General features: G+C 49.8%; 23 protein-coding genes. 1 reads left to right on the forward strand and 22 read right to left on the reverse strand.

Annotated features, from left to right (window positions below; genetic code table 11):
- Positions 1 to 112 precede the first annotated feature (112 nt).
- From PGL02S_RS01245 to PGL02S_RS01275, 7 genes are all read right to left on the reverse strand, one after another.
- Entirely contained in the window at positions 113 to 910 is a 798-nt protein-coding gene (locus PGL02S_RS01245) for a helix-turn-helix transcriptional regulator (protein ID WP_051449095.1), read from the reverse strand.
- Between the two features lie 181 nt (positions 911 to 1,091).
- A complete protein-coding gene (locus PGL02S_RS01250) occupies positions 1,092 to 2,180 on the reverse strand; it encodes a Gfo/Idh/MocA family protein (protein ID WP_006210591.1) in 1,089 nt (362 codons plus the stop codon).
- Between the two features lie 14 nt (positions 2,181 to 2,194).
- Entirely contained in the window at positions 2,195 to 3,145 is a 951-nt protein-coding gene (locus PGL02S_RS01255; RefSeq protein WP_036637303.1) for an AraC family transcriptional regulator, read from the reverse strand.
- Positions 3,146 to 3,167: 22 nt separating this feature from the next.
- Positions 3,168 to 4,166 carry a Gfo/Idh/MocA family protein gene (locus PGL02S_RS01260; protein ID WP_006210593.1) on the reverse strand — a complete coding sequence of 333 codons (999 nt, stop codon included), beginning with the start codon at positions 4,164 to 4,166 and terminating at the stop codon, positions 3,168 to 3,170.
- Between the two features lie 158 nt (positions 4,167 to 4,324).
- Positions 4,325 to 4,849 carry a YfiT family bacillithiol transferase gene (locus PGL02S_RS01265; protein ID WP_194166098.1) on the reverse strand — a complete coding sequence of 175 codons (525 nt, stop codon included), beginning with the start codon at positions 4,847 to 4,849 and terminating at the stop codon, positions 4,325 to 4,327.
- A 277-nt stretch (positions 4,850 to 5,126) separates the two neighbouring features.
- Positions 5,127 to 12,704, reverse strand: a complete 7,578-nt coding sequence (locus PGL02S_RS28615; RefSeq protein ID WP_255308603.1) for a collagen-like domain-containing protein — start codon at positions 12,702 to 12,704, stop codon at positions 5,127 to 5,129.
- A gap of 533 nt (positions 12,705 to 13,237) precedes the next feature.
- Positions 13,238 to 14,218, reverse strand: coding sequence for an aldo/keto reductase (locus PGL02S_RS01275; RefSeq protein ID WP_006210846.1), 981 nt, complete (start codon positions 14,216 to 14,218; stop codon positions 13,238 to 13,240).
- A gap of 110 nt (positions 14,219 to 14,328) precedes the next feature.
- Here PGL02S_RS01275 and pdxR point away from each other — a divergent pair, with 110 nt between their 5' ends.
- Complete coding sequence (gene pdxR, locus PGL02S_RS01280) at positions 14,329 to 15,759, forward strand: MocR-like pyridoxine biosynthesis transcription factor PdxR (RefSeq protein WP_036637297.1); 1,431 nt, start codon at positions 14,329 to 14,331, stop codon at positions 15,757 to 15,759.
- Positions 15,760 to 15,926: 167 nt separating this feature from the next.
- Here the strand turns inward: pdxR and PGL02S_RS01285 are convergent, their stop codons facing one another.
- The 15 genes from PGL02S_RS01285 to PGL02S_RS01355 all read right to left on the reverse strand — a co-directional run bounded on the left by PGL02S_RS01285 (position 15,927) and on the right by PGL02S_RS01355 (position 25,914).
- Positions 15,927 to 16,298, reverse strand: a complete 372-nt coding sequence (locus tag PGL02S_RS01285; protein WP_255308604.1) for a glyoxalase superfamily protein — start codon at positions 16,296 to 16,298, stop codon at positions 15,927 to 15,929.
- A 136-nt stretch (positions 16,299 to 16,434) separates the two neighbouring features.
- Positions 16,435 to 17,070, reverse strand: coding sequence for a DedA family protein (locus tag PGL02S_RS01290; RefSeq protein WP_036637295.1), 636 nt, complete (start codon positions 17,068 to 17,070; stop codon positions 16,435 to 16,437).
- Between the two features lie 17 nt (positions 17,071 to 17,087).
- On the reverse strand, positions 17,088 to 18,326 hold the full coding sequence (locus PGL02S_RS01295; RefSeq protein WP_006210849.1) for an MGDG synthase family glycosyltransferase: 1,239 nt from the start codon (positions 18,324 to 18,326) through the stop codon (positions 17,088 to 17,090).
- A gap of 70 nt (positions 18,327 to 18,396) precedes the next feature.
- Complete coding sequence (locus PGL02S_RS01300) at positions 18,397 to 19,014, reverse strand: YqaA family protein (RefSeq protein ID WP_036637293.1); 618 nt, start codon at positions 19,012 to 19,014, stop codon at positions 18,397 to 18,399.
- 320 nt (positions 19,015 to 19,334) lie between these two features.
- The gene (locus tag PGL02S_RS01305) at positions 19,335 to 19,982 is read right to left on the reverse strand and encodes an HAD family hydrolase (RefSeq protein WP_006210852.1); all 648 of its coding nucleotides are present in this window, start codon (positions 19,980 to 19,982) and stop codon (positions 19,335 to 19,337) included.
- A gap of 31 nt (positions 19,983 to 20,013) precedes the next feature.
- On the reverse strand, positions 20,014 to 20,406 hold the full coding sequence (locus PGL02S_RS28620; RefSeq protein ID WP_006210853.1) for a zinc ribbon domain-containing protein: 393 nt from the start codon (positions 20,404 to 20,406) through the stop codon (positions 20,014 to 20,016).
- 19 nt (positions 20,407 to 20,425) lie between these two features.
- Positions 20,426 to 20,851, reverse strand: a complete 426-nt coding sequence (locus PGL02S_RS29075) for a GNAT family N-acetyltransferase (RefSeq protein WP_051449094.1) — start codon at positions 20,849 to 20,851, stop codon at positions 20,426 to 20,428.
- A 101-nt stretch (positions 20,852 to 20,952) separates the two neighbouring features.
- Complete coding sequence (locus PGL02S_RS01320; RefSeq protein ID WP_036637291.1) at positions 20,953 to 21,648, reverse strand: YjjG family noncanonical pyrimidine nucleotidase; 696 nt, start codon at positions 21,646 to 21,648, stop codon at positions 20,953 to 20,955.
- Positions 21,649 to 21,688: 40 nt separating this feature from the next.
- A complete protein-coding gene (locus PGL02S_RS01325) occupies positions 21,689 to 21,946 on the reverse strand; it encodes a hypothetical protein (protein WP_036637290.1) in 258 nt (85 codons plus the stop codon).
- 9 nt (positions 21,947 to 21,955) lie between these two features.
- Entirely contained in the window at positions 21,956 to 22,540 is a 585-nt protein-coding gene (locus PGL02S_RS01330) for a GNAT family N-acetyltransferase (protein WP_228030000.1), read from the reverse strand.
- 157 nt (positions 22,541 to 22,697) lie between these two features.
- Positions 22,698 to 23,444: a GNAT family N-acetyltransferase gene (locus tag PGL02S_RS01335; protein WP_036637289.1), complete on the reverse strand. Its 747-nt coding sequence runs from the start codon at positions 23,442 to 23,444 to the stop codon at positions 22,698 to 22,700.
- Positions 23,445 to 23,560: 116 nt separating this feature from the next.
- Positions 23,561 to 24,103, reverse strand: a complete 543-nt coding sequence (locus PGL02S_RS01340) for a GrpB family protein (RefSeq protein WP_006210859.1) — start codon at positions 24,101 to 24,103, stop codon at positions 23,561 to 23,563.
- A gap of 24 nt (positions 24,104 to 24,127) precedes the next feature.
- Positions 24,128 to 24,805 carry a hypothetical protein gene (locus PGL02S_RS01345; protein WP_036637288.1) on the reverse strand — a complete coding sequence of 226 codons (678 nt, stop codon included), beginning with the start codon at positions 24,803 to 24,805 and terminating at the stop codon, positions 24,128 to 24,130.
- 174 nt (positions 24,806 to 24,979) lie between these two features.
- Positions 24,980 to 25,525 carry a GNAT family N-acetyltransferase gene (locus PGL02S_RS01350; RefSeq protein WP_036637286.1) on the reverse strand — a complete coding sequence of 182 codons (546 nt, stop codon included), beginning with the start codon at positions 25,523 to 25,525 and terminating at the stop codon, positions 24,980 to 24,982.
- Positions 25,526 to 25,572: 47 nt separating this feature from the next.
- Positions 25,573 to 25,914 (reverse strand): DUF3139 domain-containing protein, encoded by a 342-nt coding sequence (locus PGL02S_RS01355; protein ID WP_036637444.1) that lies wholly within the window; start codon positions 25,912 to 25,914, stop codon positions 25,573 to 25,575.
- Positions 25,915 to 25,987 lie beyond the last annotated feature (73 nt).

The raw sequence follows: 25,987 nt of genomic DNA on the forward strand, positions 1-25,987 counted from the left end.
GTATCATGAATCAGAACGCAATTGTCAACGCAATACGCATGATGGATGGCTGCTGCCATCACTCCAGCTTCCCTCTGAGAAGTCTCTGAGTCAAAGCTGAAGATCATCATAATTATCGTAACATGGGAGCAACCCGTTTAAGGAAATGGTTCATTAATAATGGCAAGGAAATCAGAATCGGTGGGTCATCTAACCGGGGAACATGCAGAGTCACTTGGAGATGCCGGGTCTTCGAGTTGGATGTAACGATGATCGGTTCCCTTGAACGGGTACGCAAGGTGGTGGATTGCGGAAGCAAGAAGTCAACTGCCTGCATACCCCATGGCACAGAAGTAGCCATCAGATAATATGTGCCCGGGCTTACGTCGGTAAATCGAAATGAGCCAACAGACGGAAGCAGTGTTCCATATAGAGGAAATCCTTCTGGAATGGGCTTGGCAAATAAGCCTATCAAAATAACTCCCTGAAATGGGGCTGTTGCTTCTATCGTTCCCTCAACCGTCAAGTTGGGATTCTGAATCGGCATGGATTCTCGCCAGTCGTTCAGACTCTGCAAAGATAACAAATGCTTGTCCGCCTCCTCCATGGAGTTCCGAAACTGGGAGGGGGTTACACCCACTCTCTCGGAGAAGCGGGTCGTAAATGTACCCAGGCTTTGCTGCCCAATCTCCAGGGCGATATCCCGGATGCTGAGGTGCGTGTGCAGCAGTAAATCCTTGGCTTTCTCCAAACGAAGTGATGAGACATAATACAGGGGCGGCAGTCCGATCCGATCCTTGAATATACGAGAGAAATGATAAGGACTGTATCCAATGTAACCCGCCAGTAATGACAAGGGAAGCGGTTCGTAAATATTCTTGTGAATATAAGCGATTACCTCGTCGATTTCTGAATATCGCTCAGTCATCATGCCCTGCACCATCCTTCATGTCATGGATATTGTAAAATTAAAATTGTAATTATCCTCAAATAAAGAACAAATGTTCTGTTCCATACTATCATATCCATATGGAAATTGGAAGCGTAGATCTGGAAATTTACCGTTATGATGACAACAAAAAAGCCGCGCAGTATACGCGGCTGAACTGCCACTAATCCAATTCCGGGATGTGGATATCCACTTCTTTTTTGCTCTGGGAAGAGCGCAGAATGCCGTCCAGGATTGCTTGATTCCGAAGCACCTGCTCTCCGGGTATCGGTGCTGGCTTGCCTTCGCGCACGGCGCTTACGAAATCTTTGATTTTCTCTTCGAATACGTTAAGCTGGTGGCTGATCAACGGAATTGCGCTTTCGGTATGATGCCCTTGAATGTCATGGAATAAGGAGATTGAGCCTACTTTCCCATCCCATACGCCACTCCAGGGTCCTGATCCAGCCGGCGTAATCTTCATGCCCGCATCCGTTCCAAGGAACATGGTTGCTCCCAAGGTATCCATATGCATAGCCCAGGACGTCTTAAAGTTCAATACGATGTCGCCTTCGAACCGAATGATGGCAACGCCGAAGTCCTCCACGTTAAACGCACCGGATTCCGAGTGGTATTTAGGATTCGTTCCGAAGTGATTAGAGGTATAGGCCGATACCGTTAACGGCTTTGGATATCCAAGCGCATTCAATGCCATATCCAAGGAATAGCAACCGATGTCCGCCATGGCACCTGCTCCGGCAATTTCCTGACGGATAAAGGTTCCACCCGGCATCCCACGGCGACGGCCGCCTCCCGTTTCCACATAATACACCTTGCCGAGCTCACCATTCTGGATCAGATTCTTAATGATTCCCATGTTCGGGTCATAGCGCGGTTGAAAGCCCACATTGAGTATATTCCCGGTCTTCTTCGAGATTTGAACCATCTCGATAGCTTCATCCAAGGTGACCGACATCGGCTTCTCGAGCATGACATGTTTGCCGGCTGAGAGCGCATCGATCGTTGTTCTGTGATGAGCAACATTTGGCGTACAGATACTCACACCATCCAGATCCAGATCAAGGAGCCTGCGGTGATCGTCAAATCCGATTGCCCCCTGAAGTCCCCAACGCTCAATGAACTGATCTGCTCTTCCTGGTAAAATATCCGCTACAGCGACAATCTGTACGTCTTCAATTTGTTTGTAGTACTTTGCATGCTCTCCTGCAATGCCACCGCTTCCAATAATTCCAATTCGAATGCTTTTGCCCATATGTGATACTCCCCCTACAATTTCACATTCATTGCCCGATATGTTGTTGGCGTATAGCCGTATCTCTTTCGAAACACGGTATGCAAATAACTGCCGCTCGAGAAGCCTTCATGAATCGCGATTTTATCAATAGACCAATTGGTATCGATTAATTTCCGGCACACCGCTTCTAAACGGACGTGTTCAAGAATTTCACTGAAGGATTGCCCAGCCGCTTGCTCCTTGAATATCCGCTGCAGCTGCCTGGAACTGATATGCAATTTCTCCGCGACATCATCCAGAACGACCTCACCCGAGGAATTCGCATGGATATACTCCAGTGCCAATTGATAGCGGTAAGCCTTCATGTCTCGTGAAGGCAACTCCGCTTCGGATGGCTCGGATTCATACGCGCGTACGGCACGCAGCAGTATCTGAATAATGCACTGCTTGATCGTTGTGTACAGACCCGGATATTTTTCCTGAGAAGCTTGGTAAGCCTCCAGAAAATAAGGCATCGCCCGATGGATATCCATCGACGGCTTCAGCGGCAGCCCCCTGAGCTTTTCCATGCAGTCGTCAGCCTCCGCCATCTCCCAAGGATCCGCAGCCGGCCATAACAGACGATCCGGATCATCGGGTGTTACGTCATGCGGAATAATGTCCACATGCAGACATAATTCGTCCATGGGCTCTGCTGCGTCCGCTTCCTGATAATGGAGAACATTCGGACCCGTTAAATAAAACATTCCTTCCCTCAAGGCATAGGGATTCTCTTCCATAATAACGGTCCCTTTGCCACGCGGTATGAAATGAAACTCATATTCAGCATGTTTATGGAAGGACACAATCTTCCCCGGAGGGAAGGTGGTGAGATGAAATCGAAGAACCCGGATCTCATAACGCCCCCAATAGACCCTCAGATCAAGTCTCTCCAAGGCATCTTGCCGATCTTTCATAAACTCATATGGAAAATGATTATTCATGCTGATACATCACCCTTGTAACTTAAGCTTGCAGTTCATCCAAACGAATCGCACGATGTTCCTTGGCCGAACGGTTGGAAGCCTCCATCAATTTCGTTAATTCAACCGCATATGCGATATTTTCCTCTGCAACGGTATTTTCCTGAATATGAGAGATCCACTGTTCAAAAGCACTTGCACGATTTGCTGGTACTGGCAGTTCAACCCACGCTTCCTTGTATTCTTCTTTCTTCGTTGAGCGGATAAGAAGTTTACTGTCTGGCGTACCATAGAGAATCGTTCCGTCTGTACCGTGAATCTCAATCGTAAACGGCGAGAAGTTATTAACAAAACCAGCCTCCACAATACCAACAGCACCCGTAGCTGTAGATAATGTAGCAACGGCGTTATCTTCGACCTCTTTACCCGTTATGTAGCCAAAATTCGCATGAACATCAACCGCTTCTTCTCCCAGGAACAGGCGTGTCAAATACATAGGATGGCAACCCAGATCAATGAGGGCTCCTCCACGAGTTTCCTCCAGACCATAGAAATGCTCAGGCAGCCAGCCTGCCGTTGCGCCGTTATGAGACAAGCGGACACGAACGAGTGTTACGGTACCCAGTAGTCCCTCTTGCAACAGTTCACGGATCGCCAAGGTGTAACCATCATTCAAGCGGGGGAGTGATACCGTTAATTTGACTTGATTCTCATTTACCGCGTTCATAATATCATTGACCTCTTGAAGGGTAGCGGCCACTACTTTCTCCGTAAAAATGTGCTTGCCGGCTGCCGCAGCTTTCAGCATCACTTCTCTGTGCATGGATGTTGGTGCATCCACGATGACAGCATCGATATCGCTTTGCAGCATTTCATCCAAGGATTCAAAGAAGGGTACTCCTTGCTGCTCCGCAGCTTTTTTACCGCGTTCCGGATTCTCATCCCATACGGCTACGATTTGTGCATCCGGATGCTCCTGCGCCTGTTTTGTGTAATCCCATGCGTGCACATGCCAATAACTAATTTTTCCGATTCTAATCATTATGGTCACCTCAGTATCTAATATTAAGACATCATGCCATTAATCTAACACATGAATTAGCCGATTCACAGTGTAAAATTGCGACAGTTGATTTTGATATTGCGACATCATTGCATACAAAAACTCCGCCATAAGACGGAGTAATATGTATTGTCACGCTATATTGTGAACCGTTCTCTTGCAGAAGTAATATGTGCTATGTGATGATTCCCATGCCATGCATACATGGCCGTGGCGTATTCAAGATGAGTCGTTCGCTGGTTCTCGGGATGATAGAACGTTCTTAGAAAGTCTTCATGGTCCATACTGTTTAATAAAGCGACCCATCTGGTATGTATGCCTTCAATCATGGCCAAAGATACTTCAGCAGCCACCGTCATGGAATCCGGAAGCGCTGCCCACAGCCGCTCGTCATACGGTTTGATGGTTGGATTGTCTTCTGTTAAAGCGAGTTTAAACCTCATATAGGAGTTCATATGACTGTCTGCAAGATGATGAACGACCTGACGTATGGTCCACCCACCCTCACGATAGGCCAAGTTAAGCTGTTCCTCAGACAAACCTTGAACGGCTGTCCGCAGTTTCCCAGGCATCCCCTCAATCTCTTGAATCCAGTGATTCCTATGTTCCGGTGACGACTGTCCCTCCCATTCAAATTGCCCTATGGGGTATCTCATATCCATGTTCCTCACTCCGATCTGCATGGTATCATCCCTTATCGTATGAATTGATAAGAACTTCTTCTCTATTATATAGAAGATGTTGTATAAACTGCTACAGCTGCTGAGCTAGAAATTATATTTACATAATATAATTTTCCAAAAGCATTTGCTATGCCCATCCTCAATAATTTTTAATGATTCAATTCTCGAATTATAATGGACATGGCTTGCAGTCTTTTTGAGAAAAAAGGGAGGCAGGCCGCACTTTGGTGAATGTGCCGCCCCCCATCATTTTTGACTACGAAATGCGAATGACATTAAACACTTGGCCCGAATATGTGGCAGAGCTGTTTGCCCCCGAAGTATCCATGATAATACGCAGAACATCGCCATTATTCAAAGTAGTTAAATAAGATTTTGAAGCTTCCCCATTGGTTACTAACGTTGCCCCAATACCAGAGATATTTTCAATGGAAAAACTGGAAACACTTCTCGGTTCTTGCGTAGTGCCATTGATTTGCACATAGAAGCTGACAAGGCGACTCGCCGAAGCCAACAGTGTAGGAGTTGTGGTTAGATGAACGGTTATTACAAAGTCCACCATATATACTCCGGACGCATTAACCGTAATCGTACCTGATGCCACGCTCGTTGTCGTATTTAGGGTAGGCCCTGCTGTTGTAAAAGCTACAGGTGTATTGTCAACAACCGTGATTAACGTAGTAGGGGAACCATAAATGGAACCATAACCTAGAGCAATAGTTCCCGTCGGGCCCGTTGGACCAGTTGCTCCAGTGGCACCGGTTGGTCCGGTTACACCAGATGAGCCGGTGGCTCCCGTAGCTCCGGTTACTCCCGTCAGACCCGTTGGACCGGTTGGGCCGGTTGAACCAGTTCTTCCAGTTGCTCCTGCCTCCCCTGTTCCTCCAGTAGGACCGGTTACACCCGTTGCTCCTGTTGGACCCGCTGCTCCAGTCAGACCGGTTACACCGGTTGGGCCTGTCGCTCCGGTTGGGCCAGTTAATCCTGTTGAGCCTGTTGCACCAATCGCGCCTGTGGATCCCGTTGCGCCCGTAGACCCCGTTGCTCCTGTTGGTCCAATTACACCTGTTGCCCCTGTTGGGCCAGTAGCTCCTGTGACACCAGTGCTTCCTGTTATGCCTGTTACTCCTGCTGAACCTGTTGCACCCGTTGGACCAGTCGAGCCGGTTGGACCGGTTGGACCGGTTGAACCAGTTCTTCCAGTTGCTCCTGCCCCCCCTGTTCCTCCCGTAGGACCGGTTACACCCGTTGCTCCTGTTGGACCAGACGAACCTGTGGATCCTGTAGCACCGGTTACTCCAATGGCTCCAGTCGAGCCGGTTGGGCCTGTTACTCCGGTTGAACCCGTGTTACCAGTTACACCAATCGGGCCTGTCGCTCCTGTTAAACCAGTTGGACCGGTTGCTCCCGTAACTCCGGTGGCTCCGGTCGAGCCAGTTGAACCTGTAACGCCTGTTACACCCGTTGACCCGGTCGAGCCTGTGGATCCTGTAACACCGGTTGCCCCCGTGTTACCAGTTACACCGATCGGCCCCGTTGGGCCTGTTACCCCAGTTATCCCAGTTGCTCCTGTGACACCAGTACTTCCTGTTGGACCTGTAACGCCGGTTGCACCAGTTGAACCTGTTGCACCAATCGCGCCTGTTACACCTGTTGAACCTGTCGCTCCTGTCGGACCTGTAACTCCCGTTGAGCCAGTTGCACCAGTTGGACCGGTTACACCGATTCCTCCTGTTGGACCGGTAACTCCCGTAGCACCTGTCAGGCCAGTTGAACCTGTAACGCCGGTTACCCCCGTTGAACCCGTGGCTCCTGTTGCTCCAGTAACGCCGGTTGCACCAATGGCTCCTGTCGGGCCCGTTGCTCCTGTTGCCCCCGTAACGCCGGTTGGGCCTGTTGGACCGGTGGCTCCCGTGTTACCAGTTACACCAATTAAACCCGTAGGGCCGGTGGCTCCTGTTCCTCCTGTTACTCCCGTTGCACCAGTTTGGCCTGTTGGGCCTGTGGCTCCGGTTGCACCTGTTGGGCCTGTTGGGCCTGTGTTACCAGTTAGACCGATTGCTCCCGTAACTCCAGTTGGACCGGTTATGCCGGTTGCTCCTGTGACACCAGTAGCTCCGATTGCTCCGGTTGGACCCGTACTTCCGGTTCCTCCTGTTAAACCAGTTGGACCGGTGACTCCGGCAGTTCCTGTCGCGCCGGTTGGGCCTGTTACCCCGGTTGCTCCGGTTCCTCCCGTTGAACCTGTCGCACCTGTTGAACCTGTAACGCCGGTTGCACCAATGGCTCCAGTCGGGCCCGTTACACCCGCTGCTCCTGTTGCTCCCGTAACTCCTGTAATGCCAGTTGGACCGGTTAATCCGGTAACTCCGGTGGCACCTGTTGGGCCTGTTGAACCTGTAACGCCGGTCGGGCCTGTTACTCCAGTTAACCCGGTTGCTCCTGTGACGCCAGTGCCTCCTGTTGTTCCTGTAACTCCAGTTGGACCGGTGACTCCCGTTGGACCAGTCAAGCCTGGGGATCCTGTAGCGCCGGTTGGGCCCGTTACTCCGGTTGCCCCGGTGTTACCAGTTACACCAGTCGGGCCGGTCGCTCCTATTAACCCAGTTGGACCTGTTGGACCTGTAACTCCCGTTGAGCCTGTTGCACCAGTTGCCCCTGTTCCTCCTGTCGGACCTGTGACTCCTGTGGATCCTGTAACACCGGTTACCCCAATGGCTCCTGTCGCTCCGGTTGAACCCGTGTTACCAGTTACACCAATCGGCCCGGTTGCTCCTGTTGCTCCTGTTGCTCCGGTTACACCGGTCGGACCGGTGACTCCAGTTACACCTGTAACTCCCGCTGAGCCAGTTGCACCAGTTGGGCCAGTGGATCCTGTTACCCCTGTTAATCCAACTGGGCCTGTTGTTCCTGTGACGCCAGTTGGACCAGTTATTCCCGTAACTCCTGTGGCTCCGGTCGAGCCTGTGGATCCTGTTACACCGATCGGACCCGTTGGACCGGTTACACCGGTCGGACCTGTTACTCCTGTCGAACCCGTGGCGCCAACAGCTCCAGTTGCTCCGGTTGGACCGGTTATCCCGGTTACTCCTGTGATACCAGTTGGACCTACTAATCCCGTAACTCCGGTGGCACCAGTGACACCAGTTGCCCCCGTTCCTCCGGTTACCCCAATCGGGCCTGTTACTCCCGTTGACCCCGTTGCACCAGTTGGGCCTGTTACTCCCGTTGACCCCGTTGCACCAGTTGGGCCTGTTACGCCGGTTGCACCTGTAACACCCGTTACTCCTGCTGAACCTGTTGGTCCCGTCAAACCCGTGACGCCTGTTACTCCGGTTCCTCCAGTCGGACCTGTGGCTCCGGTTGCACCGATTGGTCCCGTTGGACCTGTTACTCCGGTGGCTCCTGTGACACCTGTGCTTCCTGTTATTCCTGCAACACCGGTTGCCCCGATGGCTCCTGTTGAGCCCATTGCGCCAGTAGATCCTGTTGAACCCGTGGCTCCTATTGCTCCGGTAACGCCGGTTGGGCCTGTTAACCCGGTTGCTCCTGTTGCTCCCGTAACTCCTGTGGCTCCTGTTGCTCCCGTCGCTCCGGTTCCTCCTGTTGATCCGGTAACTCCAGTCGGACCGGTTACACCAGTTGCCCCGGTTCCTCCGGTTGGACCTGTAACTCCCGTTGCACCTATCGCACCAGTTGGGCCAGTGGATCCCGTTACTCCTGTTAATCCAGTTGGGCCGGTTAATCCCGTAACTCCTGTGGCTCCGGTTGGGCCAGTTGAACCTGTTACTCCGGTTACTCCCGATGGACCGGTCAAACCTGTGGACCCTGTAACACCGGTTGCCCCGACGGCTCCGGTTGAGCCCGTGGCCCCTATTGCTCCTGTAACGCCAGTTGCACCTGTTACTCCGGTTACCCCAGTCGGGCCTGTTACACCTGTTACCCCACTTCCTCCTGTTGGACCTGTAACTCCCGTAGCGCCCGTTGCACCAGTTGAGCCTGTGGATCCCGTTGGACCAGTTGAACCTGTAACGCCGGTTGGGCCTGTAGAACCTGTTCCTCCGATAGAGCCTGTTGCTCCTGTCACTCCATTTCCTCCGGTCGGACCTGTTGGACCGGTTAATCCCGTAACTCCGGTGACTCCTGTTACCCCGACCGGTCCACTTGGCCCTGTGGCTCCGGTTGGCCCGATTGACCCTGTTGCACCAATCGCTCCTGTCGCTCCCGTCGCTCCGGTTCCTCCAGTTAACCCAGTTGGACCGGTTAACCCTGTTGAGCCTGTTGCTCCTGTTGGGCCCATCGCTCCCGTTAAACCCATGATTCCTGTTGGCCCGGTTATTCCAGTAGCCCCAGTTGCTCCAGTCGAGCCTGTTACTCCGGTGGCTCCTGCTGCTCCTGTTGCTCCGGTTACACCGGTCGGACCGGTGACTCCAGTTACTCCTGTAACGCCAGTTGGACCTGTTGCTCCTGTCGAACCCGTGGCGCCAATAGCTCCGGTTGCTCCGGTTGGACCGGTTAATCCCATTTGGCCTGTTGCACCAGTTGGGCCAGTGGATCCCGTTGACCCTGTTAATCCAGCTGGGCCTGTTGTTCCTGTGACGCCAGTTGGACCAGTTATTCCCGTAACTCCTGTGGCTCCGGTCGGACCGGTGGATCCTGTGACACCTGTAACGCCTGTTGGACCGGTTAATCCCGTAACTCCGGTGACTCCTGTTGCCCCGACCGGTCCACTTGGCCCTGTGGCTCCGGTTGGCCCGATTGACCCTGTTAAACCCATGATTCCTGTTGGCCCGGTTATTCCAGTAGCCCCAGTTGCTCCAGTCGAGCCTGTTACTCCGGTGGCTCCTGCTGCTCCTGTTGCTCCTGTTGCTCCGGTTACACCGGTCGGACCGGTGACTCCAGTTACTCCTGTTGTTCCTGTAACGCCGGTTGCCCCTGTTGCGCCGGTTGCTCCGGTGACTCCAGTCGAGCCTGTTGCACCCGTTGGGCCTGTGACTCCCGTTGATCCAGTTACTCCTGTCGCGCCGGTTGGGCCTGTTACTCCTGTTAACCCATTTGGACCTGTTGCTCCTGTGCTACCAGTGCTCCCTGTTGTTCCTGTGGATCCTGTTGCTCCCGTAACTCCGGTGGCTCCGGTCGGGCCAGTTGAACCTGTAACGCCTGTTACACCCGTTGAACCGGTCGAGCCTGTGGATCCTGTAACACCGGTTGCCCCGGTGGCTCCTGTCACGCCAGTTGGGCCTGTTACCCCGGTTAACCCAGTTGCCCCCGTTGCTCCAGTCGGGCCTGTTGAACCCGTGGCTCCTATTACTCCTGTTGCGCCGGTTGGGCCAGTGATTCCGGTTGCCCCCGTGTTACCGGTTACTCCGGTAAAACCTGTTGCTCCAGTTGCTCCGGTGACTCCTATCGCGCCCGTTGCGCCAGTAGATCCTGTTGAACCCGTGGCTCCTATTGCTCCTGTAACACCGGTTGCGCCTGTTACCCCGGTTAACCCGGTGGCTCCTGTCGCACCGGTTGGGCCTGTTACTCCCGTTGCCCCTGTGGAACCGGTGGTTCCTGTTGGACCAGTTACTCCCGTAAATCCTGTGGCTCCTGTCGGGCCTGTTGAACCTGTTGCTCCGGTTGCACCTGTTGTTCCTGTGTTACCTGTTAGACCGATTGCTCCCGTAACTCCAGTTGGACCGGTTGCTCCCGTAACTCCGGTGGCTCCGGTAGCTCCTGTGGCTCCCATTGCGCCCGTAGCTCCTGTAACGCCGGTTGAACCCGTGTTACCAGTTACACCGATCGGCCCCGTTGGACCGGTTGCTCCGATCGGACCTGTGGATCCGGTTGCACCTGTTACTCCCGTGTTACCAGTTATACCGATTGTTCCCGTTGGACCGGTTGCTCCGGTGGCACCTGTCGCTCCCGTAGATCCCGTTAAACCCATGATTCCTGTTGGCCCGATCGAACCTGTTGCTCCAGTCGGTCCAGTGACTCCCGTCGCTCCGGTTGTTCCTGTGACTCCTGTCAATCCCGTTGGGCCGGTTATCCCAGTTGTTCCCGGGACGCCGGTTGGCCCTATTGCCCCCGTGTTACCAGTTACACCAATCGGCCCGGTTGCTCCTGTTGGACCTGTTGCACCACTCACGCCTGTTGCTCCGGTTCCTCCTGTTGCTCCGGTGACTCCCGTTGAACCTGTCGCACCAGTTGGACCAGCGGATCCCGTTACCCCTGTTAATCCAGTTGCGCCTGTTGTTCCTGTGACGCCCGTTGGACCAGTTATTCCCGTAACTCCTGTGGCTCCGGTCGAGCCTGTAGATCCTGTAACGCCGGTTAAACCCGTGTTACCAGTTACACCGATCGGACCCGTTGGACCGGTGGATCCTGTGACACCTGTGCTTCCTGTTGGACCTGTAACGCCGATTGCTCCTGTCGGGCCTGTTGAACCTGTAACTCCAGTTACTCCCATTGGACCAGTCGAGCCTGTGGATCCTGTCGCGCCGGTTGAACCCGTGTTACCAGTTACACCAATCGGCCCGGTTGCTCCTGTTGGACCTGTTGCACCACTCGCACCTGTTGCTCCGGTTTCTCCTGTTGCTCCGGTGACTCCCGTTGAACCTGTCGCACCAGTTGGGCCAGCGGATCCCGTTACCCCTGTTAATCCAGTTGCGCCTGTGGATCCCGTTGCTCCTGTGACACCAGTGCTTCCTGTTGGACCTGTAACGCCTGTTGGACCAGTGACTCCCGTAACTCCGGTTATTCCAGTCGGGCCTATTGCCCCGGTTGGGCCTGTGACTCCCGTTGATCCAGTTACTCCTGTTGTTCCTGAAACGCCGGTTGCTCCTGTAACGCCTGTTGCCCCGGTTGCACCAGTGGTTCCCGTAGCACCTGTAACTCCCGTTGGGCCAGTAGCTCCTGTTGAACCGATTGAACCTGTTTCACCGATCGGGCCTGTTACTCCCGTTGGACCCGTTAATCCCGTAGCTCCGGTGACTCCTGCTGAACCTGTTGCCCCTGTTGGTCCAGTCGGACCGGTGGATCCTGTAACGCCTGTTGGACCTGTTAATCCGGTTACCCCCGTAACTCCAGTGGCACCAGTTGCTCCTGCTGAGCCCGTCGCTCCTGTTGGACCTGTAGCTCCCGCTACTCCTGTAACGCCAGTTGCCCCGGTTCCTCCAGCCGGACCGGTTGCTCCCGTGTTACCAGTTACTCCAGTCGAGCCTGTAGCTCCCGTCGCTCCTGCTGCACCAGTTGGACCGGTCGAGCCAGTTGCTCCTGTATTACCAGTTCCTCCCGTTGGGCCAGTTGCTCCCGTAGCCCCAGTGACTCCTGCGCTACCGGTTGCTCCTGGTTCTCCAGTCGGACCTGTTAATCCCGTAACTCCTGTAACTCCAATCGGTCCCGTGGCTCCAATTGCTCCTGTTACTCCAGCCAGACCAGTTGCTCCCGTGGCTCCTGCCGCACCAGTCGAACCGGTTACACCCGTTGCTCCCGTATCTCCTCTGGTACCCGTCATCCCTGTAGCACCTGTTTCGCCGGTCGGGCCCGTCGCTCCTGTTATTCCTACCTCACCGCTCATGCCGGCTGCCGCCAGCAAGGTATAATCTGCCGATGCTCCGGGGATCCCCGTGGGATTGGCGACATTGACCAAATACGTACTACCATTGTATGTCACGACTTGATCCAACGGATAAGACTGACCTTGAGCTGGATCAAATGGTATAACCCCGTTTAAGCCTGCGCCTGCAGCAGCAAGCAATGTATAATCCGGCGACATGCCCGGAACGCCTTGAGGCGAAGTGACATTTGCAAGGTAGGTGCTGCCGTTATAAGTAACGACCTGACCTTGCATATAGAATAAACTTGATCCTGGATCAAAACTGACAATTCCATTTAATCCTTCACCTGTTGCTCCTGTTGCTCCTGCACCACCATCTGCTCCGCTATAGCCAATGGGTCCTTGAGGTCCCCTGACCCCCGGAGCTCCCGTTATACCTCTGGGTCCTCTTCTAGCGAGAACTACTTTTCGTATACATTTCCCACGTTTTCTTTTATGGTGATGATGATGTCGTTGCTTTCTATGATGTGACCGAGATTGTCTTGAAATGACCAAGCGATTTTTCCGAAGCGATTTTTGGCGACTGATCTTTTTCATTATTTTTTTTCGTTGAAGTACACGCTGTTTAGGCTTATTTCTGAGCGATTTCCGAAGAACCCATTTTCTTCTCAGCTAATTTCACCTCCTCGTTTTCGACTCGGTTGCATAAGTATATGAGAAATAACGCCTACCCTTGAATGATTAAAAATATTTAGCGTGATCATCAAGCAAAAAAAGTCCCCCGGATGTTTCCCGGCGGACCTATTTTCTTCAACACCCAATGCCATTCATGACGAACCTAGTATTCCTTCGACTTCATTTATCTGCGCCTCCGACAAAGGTCCAAAAGCAGCTGCCCCGATCAATTCCTCCACCTGCTTCCTGGTTTTAAAACCTGGGATCGGAATTGTCACATGACTTCTCCCCCAAATCCATGCAAGCGCCCCTTGAACTAAAGTTCGATTTCCGCTCGTTAAGACCTCTCTGACTGCCTCAAGCTTTTGGAGGTACGAAGGTACCGCCTTACCATTCTTAAAATAGGTAACCCATTCATGACGGCTTCCCCTTACATCCTGATCACTGAATCTGGAATCATGATTGAATTTTCCGCTCAAGAGGCCCATAGCCAGAGGAGTATTATTAATGCTGGCTAGACCATAACGTTCACATAGAGAGAGCATTTCCTTATCATCACTAAGCACATTCAATACGTGCTGTATGGCAGCTGCTTCCGATTTTTGAGCGAAGATTTGGGCATTGGCTACATCCCATGTGCTCCAGCCATATGTACGGATCAGCCCTTCTTGACGAAGTTCATTCAAACTATCGATGACTGTATCGATTTCCTCTAAACTTAAACCACCTACATGAATTTGGTACATGTCAACATAATCCGTTTGAAGACGTCTCAGGGACCTCTCACACGCATGACGAACATATTCTGGTGTTACATCGTGACGAGTGAATGCTTCCTTGGTTGACTCATCATAGGTATATCCGAATTTGGTAGCAATGACCGCTTCGTGTCGTCTTCCCCTCAACGCACGACCAAGCACCCCTTCGCTATGCCCTGTTCCATATACATCCGCAGTATCAAAAAAGTTTACACCCCTTTCTAACGCTGCATGAATCCCTGCAATCGATTCAGACTCATCGACCTCCCCCCATCCGTCCGGCAAGCCATCTAACGTAAATTCCCCACCGATTGCCCAACATCCCAACCCAAGCGGACTTACGGATATTTCCGATCTGCCTAACATCCTGTTCATGTCATTTCCTCCCTTTTCGGATCACTTCAACATCATTATAATAAGGACAATGGTTTATGATTAGATCCAATATTCGCTGTTATACAGGAACCAATTAGAGGAGGAAAATCGTGTACGGCATTTATGTGGACCGTGAATCTAAGGTACCGGTGACGCGTCAGATATGCCAGCAGTTGCGAATGATCATCGAATCGGGGCAGCTGTCGGCTGGAACCAGACTGCTTCCCACTCGCGTTTTCGCTAAGGAATGGGGAATTGCGCGCAATGTTGTCATCGAGGTATATGAGCAGCTGACAGCCGAAGGATATCTGGATGGTCGGGCAGGATCTGGCACCTATGTGGCCGAAGGAATCTTCCCCTCTTCCGATTCGCGTATTCCCACAATTTCCAGCGGAGCGGCAGTCCAACCACAGCCTAAACCGGAGCGTGAACAAATCATTGATTTTGCGACAGGGGTTCCTGACCAAAAATGGTTCCCTAGGCAAATCTGGGCGAAATACTTGAAAGAAGCAGCAGAAGGCACGTTGTCTGAAGAACATAATTACGGTCATATCCAAGGCGATTTATCGCTTCGGTCCGCGATATGCGAATATGTATACCGCTCCAAGGGCATTCAATGCACAGCCGAACAAATCATGATTGTTTCGGGCGCTTCCGAAGGTTTTTTTCTCCTGGCCAAATCATTCGCTCCAAAGTTTCATTCCTTGTACATAGAAGATCCAACAATCGATTTTACACAAGAGATTTTTAAGCTGATGGACTATCGTCTTGTCCCTGTTGAAGTCGATCTCAACGGAATGCGTATCGACTTCCTTACGAGTATCACTCCGGGTCATCTTGTTTTATTAACACCGTCACACCAGTTTCCTACTGGGAGCCTGCTGTCCATTCAACGCAGACATCAGATTATCCGGATGGTTGAAGAAGCGGACTCATTCGTGATTGAAGATGATTATGATAGCGAGTTCCGTCTTCGGGGAATTCCTGTACCCCCTCTACAGACCCTCTCCCCTTCCAGAGTCATCTATGTGGGAACGTTTAGCAAAACCTTATCGCCCAGTCTTCGGATCGGATTTATAATTGTTCCGCCGAGTCTAATCGATACCATTGCCGAAGTGAAAGATAAACTGAATTTGCACACACCCTTTATCATTCAAAAGGCATTAAGTCAGTACATTCTGGATGGCCAACTGGAACGACATATCCATAAGATGAAGAAAGTGTACAAGAAACGCAGGAATTTCATGACGGAACGGCTTCAGCACTTATTCGGTAATGATATTTCCATTCTGGGCGATGAGGCAGGCATGCATCTTCAGATCTCTTTTCATCCGAAAGCGTACGCTCTTCTTCCTTGGAATGATACGGCTGCATACGGCTTCCAAGCTGAAACGATTTCGAAATACAGGATCACCAAGCCGAGCCCCTCCACTCCAACCGGTATTGTATTAGGGTACGGGAACCTCACAACAGAAGAGATTGAGGAAGGACTGAGCAGAATTTATCAGTATGCTTCTCAGGCAGGGATACCTCGTGAATGAATACTTCTACAACCAAACAAAACGGCCTGTCCGCTTATTGCGAGCCGAGCCGTTTCATTGGAATACTTCTATGTTCTTCTACTTGCTGCACTTCAATCTCCTCGATCCGATCAGTTACGCAGCGTCCAAAACGCATTCAGGATTAAACCTGGCTTCTCTATCGATTATTACGACTCTTCATAAAAAATGATTTTATTACCGAATGGGTCAATGACACACAGCTCTTTACTGTTCCAAGGCGCGATCTCGATGCCAGGTCTGGAGTATGGATAATTTTTCTGGATCAGTTGTTCATGAAAATGCTCAATCCCTACCAGGTCCACCCGAATGGCTGCGCCGGGTGAGCAGTCTCCATAATGCTCCGTCAAATGGATTTTTAACGAATCCCTGGATATCTGCATGTATAGCGGTGCGGAATCATCAAAGCGATGTTCCCAATCCAAGGTGAATCCAAGATATTGGATATAAAATTCTTTCGCCTTCGTTTCATCGAATACTCTGAATAAAGGTATGATTTCGCTCATAACTCTCCCTCCCATGTCCTGTTTATTCTATTCAATCACTTACCTAAATCTCTTTAAACGCATTATGTATGTGTGCAGCTACGCTGTAAGCAGCGGTTGCAAGGGCATTCAAATCTGCAGACCTTTTATTTTAAAATGCAAATCATGCCATTCATTCATTTCTGGTGGCATTGGAGAGCTTTTTGGCTTTCTCACGTTTAACGCGATTCCACACAAGCAGGATAAGAAAGGAACAAGCCAGACAGATAAAGATTACCTTCAGATAATGTTCGACCACATTCAGAATATACTGCCACTGCTCGCCAAAGATATAACCTATGCTGAAGAAGGATATTACCCACGCTGCGACCCCCGTGTATCCATAGATCCATACCGTCCGGTAAGGTACTCGAATCATGCCGATAAAGTACCCGATGAATTGCCTCACCCCGGGGATGAAAAAACAAATAATGAGCAGCTTATTTCCATACTTGTTGTAATACACCTGTGTTTTCTCCACAAGGGATGGCTTAATGAAGAGCCATTTTCCATAGCGTTCTATGAGCGGCATCCCCAGCTTATATCCAAGGATATAGGTAATGGTTAACCCTATGGCTGCCCCTATAAAAGCTGATCCAAATGCAGGGACCATCTCAACGATCCCCTTATAGGTCAGGAACCCGGTGTAGGTTAAGGTGCTGTTTCCAGGAGGAATTGGAAGAGCAATAAAATCAAGGGGCAGCCCAATCAATAACACCAAATAACCATATTGTTCAAATAACTGCTCAACCAATTCCAACAAATTCATGGATAAACTCCTTCATCTTACCGATAACTGTCATAGTAATGGTGTAGGGCCTCGTTCTCAAAGACCTCTCTGTTCAGCACCCCGTACGGTACAGCTGTTATGTCGTCTGACCATTCGCGAAGCCGATAGCTCTGTTGAATATGGAGCAATCTGGTCAGAACCGATAGTGCGGAATCTTTATGGGTATTGATTGCGGCTTTGTGCTTCATCTCCTGCAGAAGTGCCGGAGTCGTAATCAACTTCAGCAATTGCTGTTTCAGTTCACCAGCCATGGCTTGCTGAGCCACGCCGATTCCCACCAGATAATCCGCATTATCCTGCTCTTGACCCGGCAGCGGTTTAACTAATAACATAGGACGCTCCATCGTCAACGCTTCGGATATGGTGAGTCCTCCTGGTTTTGTCACCATCAAATCAGCCATCGCCATCAATTCATGCATACGATCTACATAACCCATGACCGTTATTTGGGAATGATCCGAAAAATCCTCCTGCAGCGATTGATACAACTTCGTGTTACGGCCGCACACGATCATAAATCGCACATTCTGCGGGTATTCCCGTGATTTCATCCATTCGATAACCTCTTTATCGATCATGCCTTCTCCTCCGCCCATGATCAGCACAACCTGCTCAGATGCATGTATGCCGTAATGGTCTCGCAGCCGGCCCTGATCCACCGGTTGGCTGTAGAGAGGATTGACGGGAATTCCGGTGACTGAGATTTTTTTACTTGGCACGCCTTTGCGCTCCAGTGCAAGCTGTACGACATCAGAACCCACCATATAATAATCCGTGTGAGAATGTATCCAGTAGCTGTGATCCGTGTGATCCGTCATGACGGTAGCCGTTGGCACATCGGTAAAGCCCATTGCTTTCAATAAGGACATGCCTGCTGCTGCCGGGGGGAACGTACTGACTACAATTGCCGGCTTCTCCGTCTCCAGCATTGTGCTGAGTTTATGCAGGCTGAAAGTACTGAAGCGCTTCAGCATCTGAATTAGGGTGTTTTCCTCACGTGTTTTTTGAAATAGATAACCGTAGACGGATGGGAAATGCTTCATCCACTGCACAAAGAAATACTGGCCTGCCACATGCAGCCGTGGATGGGTTAGCTCCATATAATCCATTACTTTAACGCGCAGATGAGGGTAGTTTTTTTTAGCTGACTCCACAATGGCCTTCGACGCCTGGTTGTGACCCTCTCCCAGGCTTCCGGTTAATATTAATATTTTTTGCTCATTTATGGATCTCATTGATATTACTCCTTATCTAACGTTATGTGTTGCTTATTCGTTAATCAAAACTTCATCATCGAACCATCAATCATTCTTCACCTGCCGTCACATCAATCGAATCTTTTGGAGGCTGCACCACTGAGGTCTCAGAGCGTTTTTTCTTGCGGTTCTTAATCATCCGTACTGTGAACCAAACGCCCCCGATCAGAATCCCAACAGATAACAGAATAATCGTGAGTACACTATCCACCATATTCTCAGCTGCGCGGCCGTAAACATAGAACAGCACGCCCACGGTATAGAACTTCACTGCGCGGCCGATAGCCGCATAACTGAGAAGTTTCCATAAAGGATAGTTCATGCAGCCAGATAGAATGGTAAATATTTTAAAGGGAATTGGCGTGAAAGCTCCAACAAGTATGGCAGCTTCGCCATGCTTGGTGAACAATGCGGTTGCTGAATCATACCATTTTTTCTTCATGATCTTGTTTAAGACTAAACTGCCGGAAACTTTTCCAATTCCATAACCGATAGGCGTTCCAATCAAACACCCTGCAAATCCGATCGTCGCGAGCCAGATCGCCCGGTCCGGGCTCAGAGCGCTCAGGGACAGCTGCGAGAACAGTGCCGGAATCGGAAAAATAATCGCATCGATCATGGCATGAATAAATAATCCGATATCGCCTAAATTACGTAAAAAATCCATCAGGCCTTATCTCCTCTGCTTGGTTACCACCTACGCAACCCGTATATTGTGCGATATCGTTGTTTAGAATCAAATCAGTAAGCATCCGTTCACATTCCTCTCCCGTGTCTTGTTAATGCAAGGATATCATGATCGGAGAGGGTTATCTTCCGTCTTCAGACGATATTCATCCTAGACTTAGGTCTAGATACTAATAGTAGATATAATATAGTAGATATAGTATAAACGAGTTTTATGATCAATAAGTTGGGTTTATGTCCATTTGGTGTAAAACAAAAAAAAGCCCAGCCGCAATTCGCGGCCAAGCTCTAGGTAATATTCTATTCGAATTGGCAGATCTGCGCAACTTCCGAAACGGCATGCACCACATAATCGGCTTGGGATAAATCCTGATTTCCCGAATTCGGATTCACGAAGCCGATGCATTTCATCCCTGCCGCTTTCGCTGCGGCAACACCATGGCGGGCATCTTCAAGCACCATGCAATCTTGTGGCTTCACCCCCAACAATTCGGCAGCCTTGAGATATACATCCGGTGCTGGCTTCCCTCTCTCCACTTCTTCTCCACTCACAACGCATTCAAAATGATCTAGCAGATCAAACTTGCGGAGAACGGCCTTAATGAATACAGGTGGCGATGATGACGCAATAGCCGCCGGAATATTCCGTGCTTTGAGCTCTGCCAGGAGTTCCCGTATGCCATCGATAGGCTCCATCTCACTTGAAGTCAGCATTTCGATTTTGTTGGACAACTGGTATTCAATAATTTCTGAAACGGATGGAGTCAGATTATGCTGTTCTTTCACGGCTGCCCACATCTCCGGATTGGTCATCCCCACGTACTGCTCCAGCTGTTCATGGGTTATAGCCGACCCGTAATAGTTCATAACCTGAATATCCACTTCAAAGTGCATGGGCTCGCTATCAATAATGACGCCATCCATGTCGAAAATAAAAGCTTGTATCATGTTCATACCCCTTTGTTGTATTGTTTCTTGCTTAACCCCATATGATATCCAGCACCGTTCCCAGCGCCCCGGATTTATGGCCCCGCAGGACATCGGGATTGAATACCTCTACGAATCCGCACCGGGTGCAGGATACGAACAAATAATGGTGATAATCGATATCGAAAATTTTGCTAACACCGGTACCGCTCATGCTAACTTCCTGCGAGATGCAATCCCGATGACCACAGCGTCGGCAATTGAATTTGCTGATCATCAATTCCTCCATGCTGAGGCAGCCCGCTTCAGTTAATGGATCACTCTGGACGCTTGTCTCTTCATCCGGCCCAGATATCAGATGCTCAGGCAATACCTCGTGTTTACATACCGGACACGTCTGGTCAATCAAAGCTACATCGCTCGCACACCATGGGCATTGAACCACACCAGCACCTTCCTCCCAATCATGTAGACAACAACGTTCTCTCAAACCCTACTCGTGAATACCCTTCGGCAAAATAATTAAGCTCGTAACGGGTTTGTTGGTATCCGAGGCGTTTGTAAAAGTTGAGAGTACCTTCATTCCCAGGGTGACCCAAGGTGAATAAAACGGCTGTGAAATGGCCTCGATCCCGAATGCCTGCACATACGGCATCCAGTATGCCGGCGCCAATTCCCTGCCGTTGATATAACGGAGAAACCACCACACCAACAATTTCATATCTTTTCAGATCAGAATTCCATATGTATCCAGCATGACCCACAACATCTTCTGTATCCCTAACAGCCACCCAGTATTTCGCATCATCCTTATGTTTTAAATAAAGATTCCACCTTTCAGGATACAATCGCTGGACAAAGCCAGGAAATTGCAGTGGATGTCGCCCCATTAGCTCCAACACAAGTTTACAATCTTGTTCCTGAAGAAGTCCATAATATGGATCATGATCATGATACCTCCATATTCATCCTGCCCATCGAAACCGATCCTCTAAAACGATATAATATCGTGTAACTCCTCCAGCGTATGGATCTCATACTTGGGTTGAATGGACGTGGAGTTTGCCTTACGATGCGGGTTATACCAGCAAGTATCAATCCCGTAACGAATGCCGCCCTGTATATCGGAAGTTAGAGAATCACCAACGATGAGGACCTCCTTCTTATCGGGGTGGTTCAATTTATCGAAGGCATAATCAAAAATCCCTTCGTGGGGCTTTTGAGAACCGGCATCCTCCGAGACGATAATACATTCAAAGGCATCACATAACGCAGAACCGTGAATTCGGTTAAACTGTACTTCCTTGATTCCGTTCGTAATGATGGCCATTCGCTGCCCGCGTTCCGCAAGCTGACTGCATAGCTCTTTTGCCCCTTCGATCAGGTATGAGCCCTGTCCTAGATACTTAATGTAGGTATGACTGAATGCATCGGCATCCAGGTCACATTCAATGCTGTGTTCGGCCAGCAGCCTTTCGAATCTGGCTGTTCGCAGTTCACTCTGCGTAACGCTTCCTTGCTCGAATTCGTTCCATAACTGCTGGTTAATACGCCTGTAGCTGTCCACGATAGCGGCCGTGCATTCCTGATCGATCTCGCCAAATGAACCTGACAATGCAAAAGCCTCCGACTTGGCATAGTCATACAACGTATCATCTGCATCGAATAATATAACCTTATATCGCAACGATGTGCCTCCTCGCATGCTTTATTCTTGTTTACGCTGCTTACTCCGATGCCGATTCGGATGGCAGATGTTCTCTGGACTTTTGATTCAGTTCATGAATCTTTTGTCTTTTTTGATGGACCACATAATCCCTGCCACTCTTTACCAGCTTCATCTGATAATGGAGTATTAAAGATAACAATGTAATCATAACACCTGCAGCCAGCATAATCATGATCCACTCATCCACTGCCAAGAGCATAATGAGCAGCAGCTCAACGACGATGAATATCCCTGCTCCCAAGGCAAGAGTTTTCATATTACCTCCTTAACCCTCTTTGCTGAGCCTATAGTAATGATGAAGCTCCTGATCGAGCTCGACCTCGCCGACGTACGTAAACCCGCATTTTCTGATAACTTTATTGGAAGCCTCATTGCCGGGCAGAGCAGCAGCACATAATTCGAGCTCCCCTGTATTCTGGAACAAAAACTCGATTAATCCACGAGCAGCCTGGGTTGTATATCCGTGATTGTGATGCCGGTTGGACATTCCATACATGATTTCCCTGTTAGGATAAGGCAGCCCGTCCTTGGGTCCTGTGTTGCACCAGCCAATGGTCTCTCCGGTATCCTTCAACACAATAACTAATCGCAGACGCAGTTCGCCCACATCCCCGCCGTCCTGAACGGCTTGCAGGAACTGTCGATTCTCAACCATCTCATAGTTGGTCAGCCAATCAAGGCGCTGTTCCTTCGGCACATCCCAACCCGGCAGGTACTGCCTGATCTCCGGTTCATGCGTGATCTTGTATATGGCATCCAGATCCTCCAGCATATATTCCCTAAGAACAATATCCTCACATTCAATCATAAAGGGTTTGCCTTGCGGATCGGTCATTGTATAATTGTTCAAAATAGTCCTCCTACATTCATTTCCTTAACGAATCCGGCTTAGACTGCTTCCTCTAAAACCGGGTTTTCTGCAGCCTCTTCCATGATTATACAACGGTTACTGATACAGAGTAACCCCCGGCGCGCGAGGCACAGAGGCTCGAACCCCCTACAAGCACCTAACGCGCTACCTGTTTACGTCTATACCAATACGTATAAATCTCTTTATACTGTAACCGATCATACAAACGGTTAGCTGCAACATTATTTTGTATCACTTGCAGATAACTGCAAGTTGCACCTTTCGCTTTTGCCCATTGAAGGATGTGCAGCACCAGCTGCTTGCCGAAACCCCGATTTCTGGCAGCTGGCGAGGTGGCAATATCATAAAGCCCGAGAACCCCCTGCTCCAAAGCTCCAATCCCGCAGGCTACGGGCTTGGATTGATCATATAGAGTAAAGAATCCGTATGGAATAACAGATTGACATAACAACCTTCTCGTAGTTGCCAGATCCTGCTCTGACTGTCCCGTTATCACTCCCAGATTATGAAGCCAGTCATCGCTTACATGCTCCTGAACGGTCACTTCATGATGAGTAGGGGCCTCGATATCACGCAAATGCTCCAGGATTCTGACACTGGATGGATCAACAACAGAGTAATTCATAGAATCTAATGTTGAATCCAGATCGGGCGGGTTGAATGGCGTGATTTTGAAAATAACATCAAGTCCGGTATCTGCATAACTTCTCTCACATAGATGAATCTGCGCGTGAAGATCTATCGGATGTTCTGAATATAACGCGCTGATTGAGTTGGACCTCTTCGTAAAACCGTCTGCAAATCGCAGCAACCAGCCATGCTGGACCACCGTCTGGATGGCCGGCCACGCATTCAGTGTCAGTTCTTCAATTCGCTTATGCATATCTACCACTCCCTATAACCTGTTGAGAATAAATATACATTTTACCGAAAATTTATTCAATAATTTGAGCAAATTGATAGGAAGCTGCAAGTTACACGCATGCCTCTGCCTCTCCTCTAGCTTCCAAGTACACGCTGGATAAATTCTGTTTTTGCAGCCGTGTATGCCTCTCGATCATCCTGATTCTCTTGTGCCAGCTTCACTTTCAATTCAGCATATTGCTGAGCCCACTTAGGCTGCTCCCTAAGCCGATCCCGAAACTGAAGCTGCTTCTCCCATCTCGGCTCCTTGTCCAGCATCAGATGCAAGTGACACTCTCGCCGATCATTCCTGACTCTGACAAAAAATCTTCGGTACGTTCTCCCATCCAACTCTGGTGGAACATAGCTCCAGCGATGCACCTCCAGCATCTCAGCTATACAGTCAATCTCTTCAAAAGATTGGATCTTCGCCATGACATCGATAATCGGTTTTGCCGGCATCCCAGGTATGGACGTGCTTCCGATATGCTCGATCTGCACAACACCATATTGTGCCAGCAACTGCTTAAGTTCGGCAACCTCATGAAGTCCTTTGTTAAGCCAGGCAGGATCCGGTGCGGCAATACTAATCTTCTCCGTTGCCCAATCGGGCCAAGCTTCCTGATGAAACTCCCCCATGTCATTCACCTCGTGTTTAATTGGTTAAGGTCTGTATTGTTCTTCTAATAGGATGGCAGAGTCTCCCGCATACCGCACATGAAACAAACGATCTACGAGATTCATCGTGACCATTTCATGAAGCTTCACTTCAACCGTTCTTGACCCGTCCAGTACATACAGCAATGCATCCGTTGGGAGGTGTATATGCGTATCGTCTGTTACCGGATTGCGAATATAGAATCCATTGCTTAAAGAAGCAGTGTCAGGAACGCCATCCTCGGCGGCAGCTTGCTCTGCTGCTTCAGCTGAGAACCATTCTACATCATCCAATACAAGGGAATAGCCGGCATCTTCCTTCTTAACAGCTAGAATAAAACCCAGCTTTTCCTTAACCTGAGGCAGATGATCTACGATCTGATTGAGTTTCTTCATATCAGATTGGACCTCGGAAATGGCCTCGTCGCTCATGCTGCTGACCGCCACAGCCTCCTGTTGCTGATGAGCATCGGATTGTGGATTAACACGATCCATCTGCGTAATTTTGGACTGGGCCAGCAGCATATCATCCTGTAATTGCTTCATGTTCTCTTCCACTCTTTGAATGCTCTGGGCATTCTCTTGCTTATTCTTATGTAAGGCGTTGAATAATACCAGATTTGAAGCTAAAGAAACGATGATTAACAATATCAAACCGATGGCAACCTTAGGCTTTTTGGACATACGTACCCTCTCCCGATCGATAATCAACAGCCTATATTTCGAAATACAATGGGGCCGAAGCATGATACCCCCTCCACAGCGCTGATGATATTGATATAACGCAAAAAAACGAAGACCCAGCCTCAAAAACTCCCGTCTCAGGCCTCGAATCTCGATAAAACGCTATCAAGCACTTTACTCCAGGCGTTCATTTCGGATAACCATATGAAGATGGTCCTCCCACACACCGTTAATTTTCAGGTATTTGATTGCCAGACCCTCTTCATAGAAGCCTAAGCGTCTCACCACATTCAACGAGGCTGCATTCCTCGGCATGATATTGGCTTCCAGCCGGTGCATCTCCAGTGTATCAAAGCAATGGGATACGACAGCGCTCAGCGCTTCGGTCATATACCCTTTTCCCGTGTGACTCTGTGCCAGCTTGTAGCCGACATGCCCCGATTGAAATACGCCCCGAACGATGTTGCTGACCGCTACGGATCCGATGATCTTGTCATCCTGATGCAGCCACACCTTGAACAGGGAGCCGTCAGCTATACTGCGTCTTTCCGCCGCAAGAAGCTCTGCTTGTTTACCAATCGTAAAGTATTCCGGTTCCCTTACAGGCTCCCAAATTTTGAAGTAAGGCTCGTTCCCGACGATAAAATCCACCACTTCTGCTGCCCGATCCTGATCCAGGATCTTCAACTGCAGACGTGATGTTTGCCATGCAATGGACATGTGATGCTCCCCCTTGTAAACGTATCCAATACGTAAATAATATCATATCAATCTCTAGGATTATAATGTTTCAGTTGTGATCGGGTAAATCCGCGAGCTTCTCCCTCGGGAGTCAATCGGTACTCGAACTGCATAATATGGTTGTGCGCAAAATAGATGTATTCGACTTCGGGCTCATCCTTGAAGATCACAACCGTATAAAATGGAGGCAGCTTCACTCCCCATATGCCTTGAACGGACTGTATCTCTTCTTGCCGATAATGCTCTTCTTCAAGAAGGTAAGCGTTGACCCTTTTGGCATAGAGCATTTTGTTAACCTGTACGTACACAATGGGAGACAATACAACAAGCACCAACAGAATCAATAGTGTAATTTTGAACTTCTTCATCCTATTCCACTGAATCCTGCGCAACAAATTGATCTCCATCCCATATCAAGGTAGACTCGATTTCTTTTCCTTT

The organism is Paenibacillus glucanolyticus NBRC 15330 (assembly GCF_004000885.1).
Taxonomy (GTDB): domain Bacteria; phylum Bacillota; class Bacilli; order Paenibacillales; family Paenibacillaceae; genus Paenibacillus_AQ; species Paenibacillus_AQ glucanolyticus.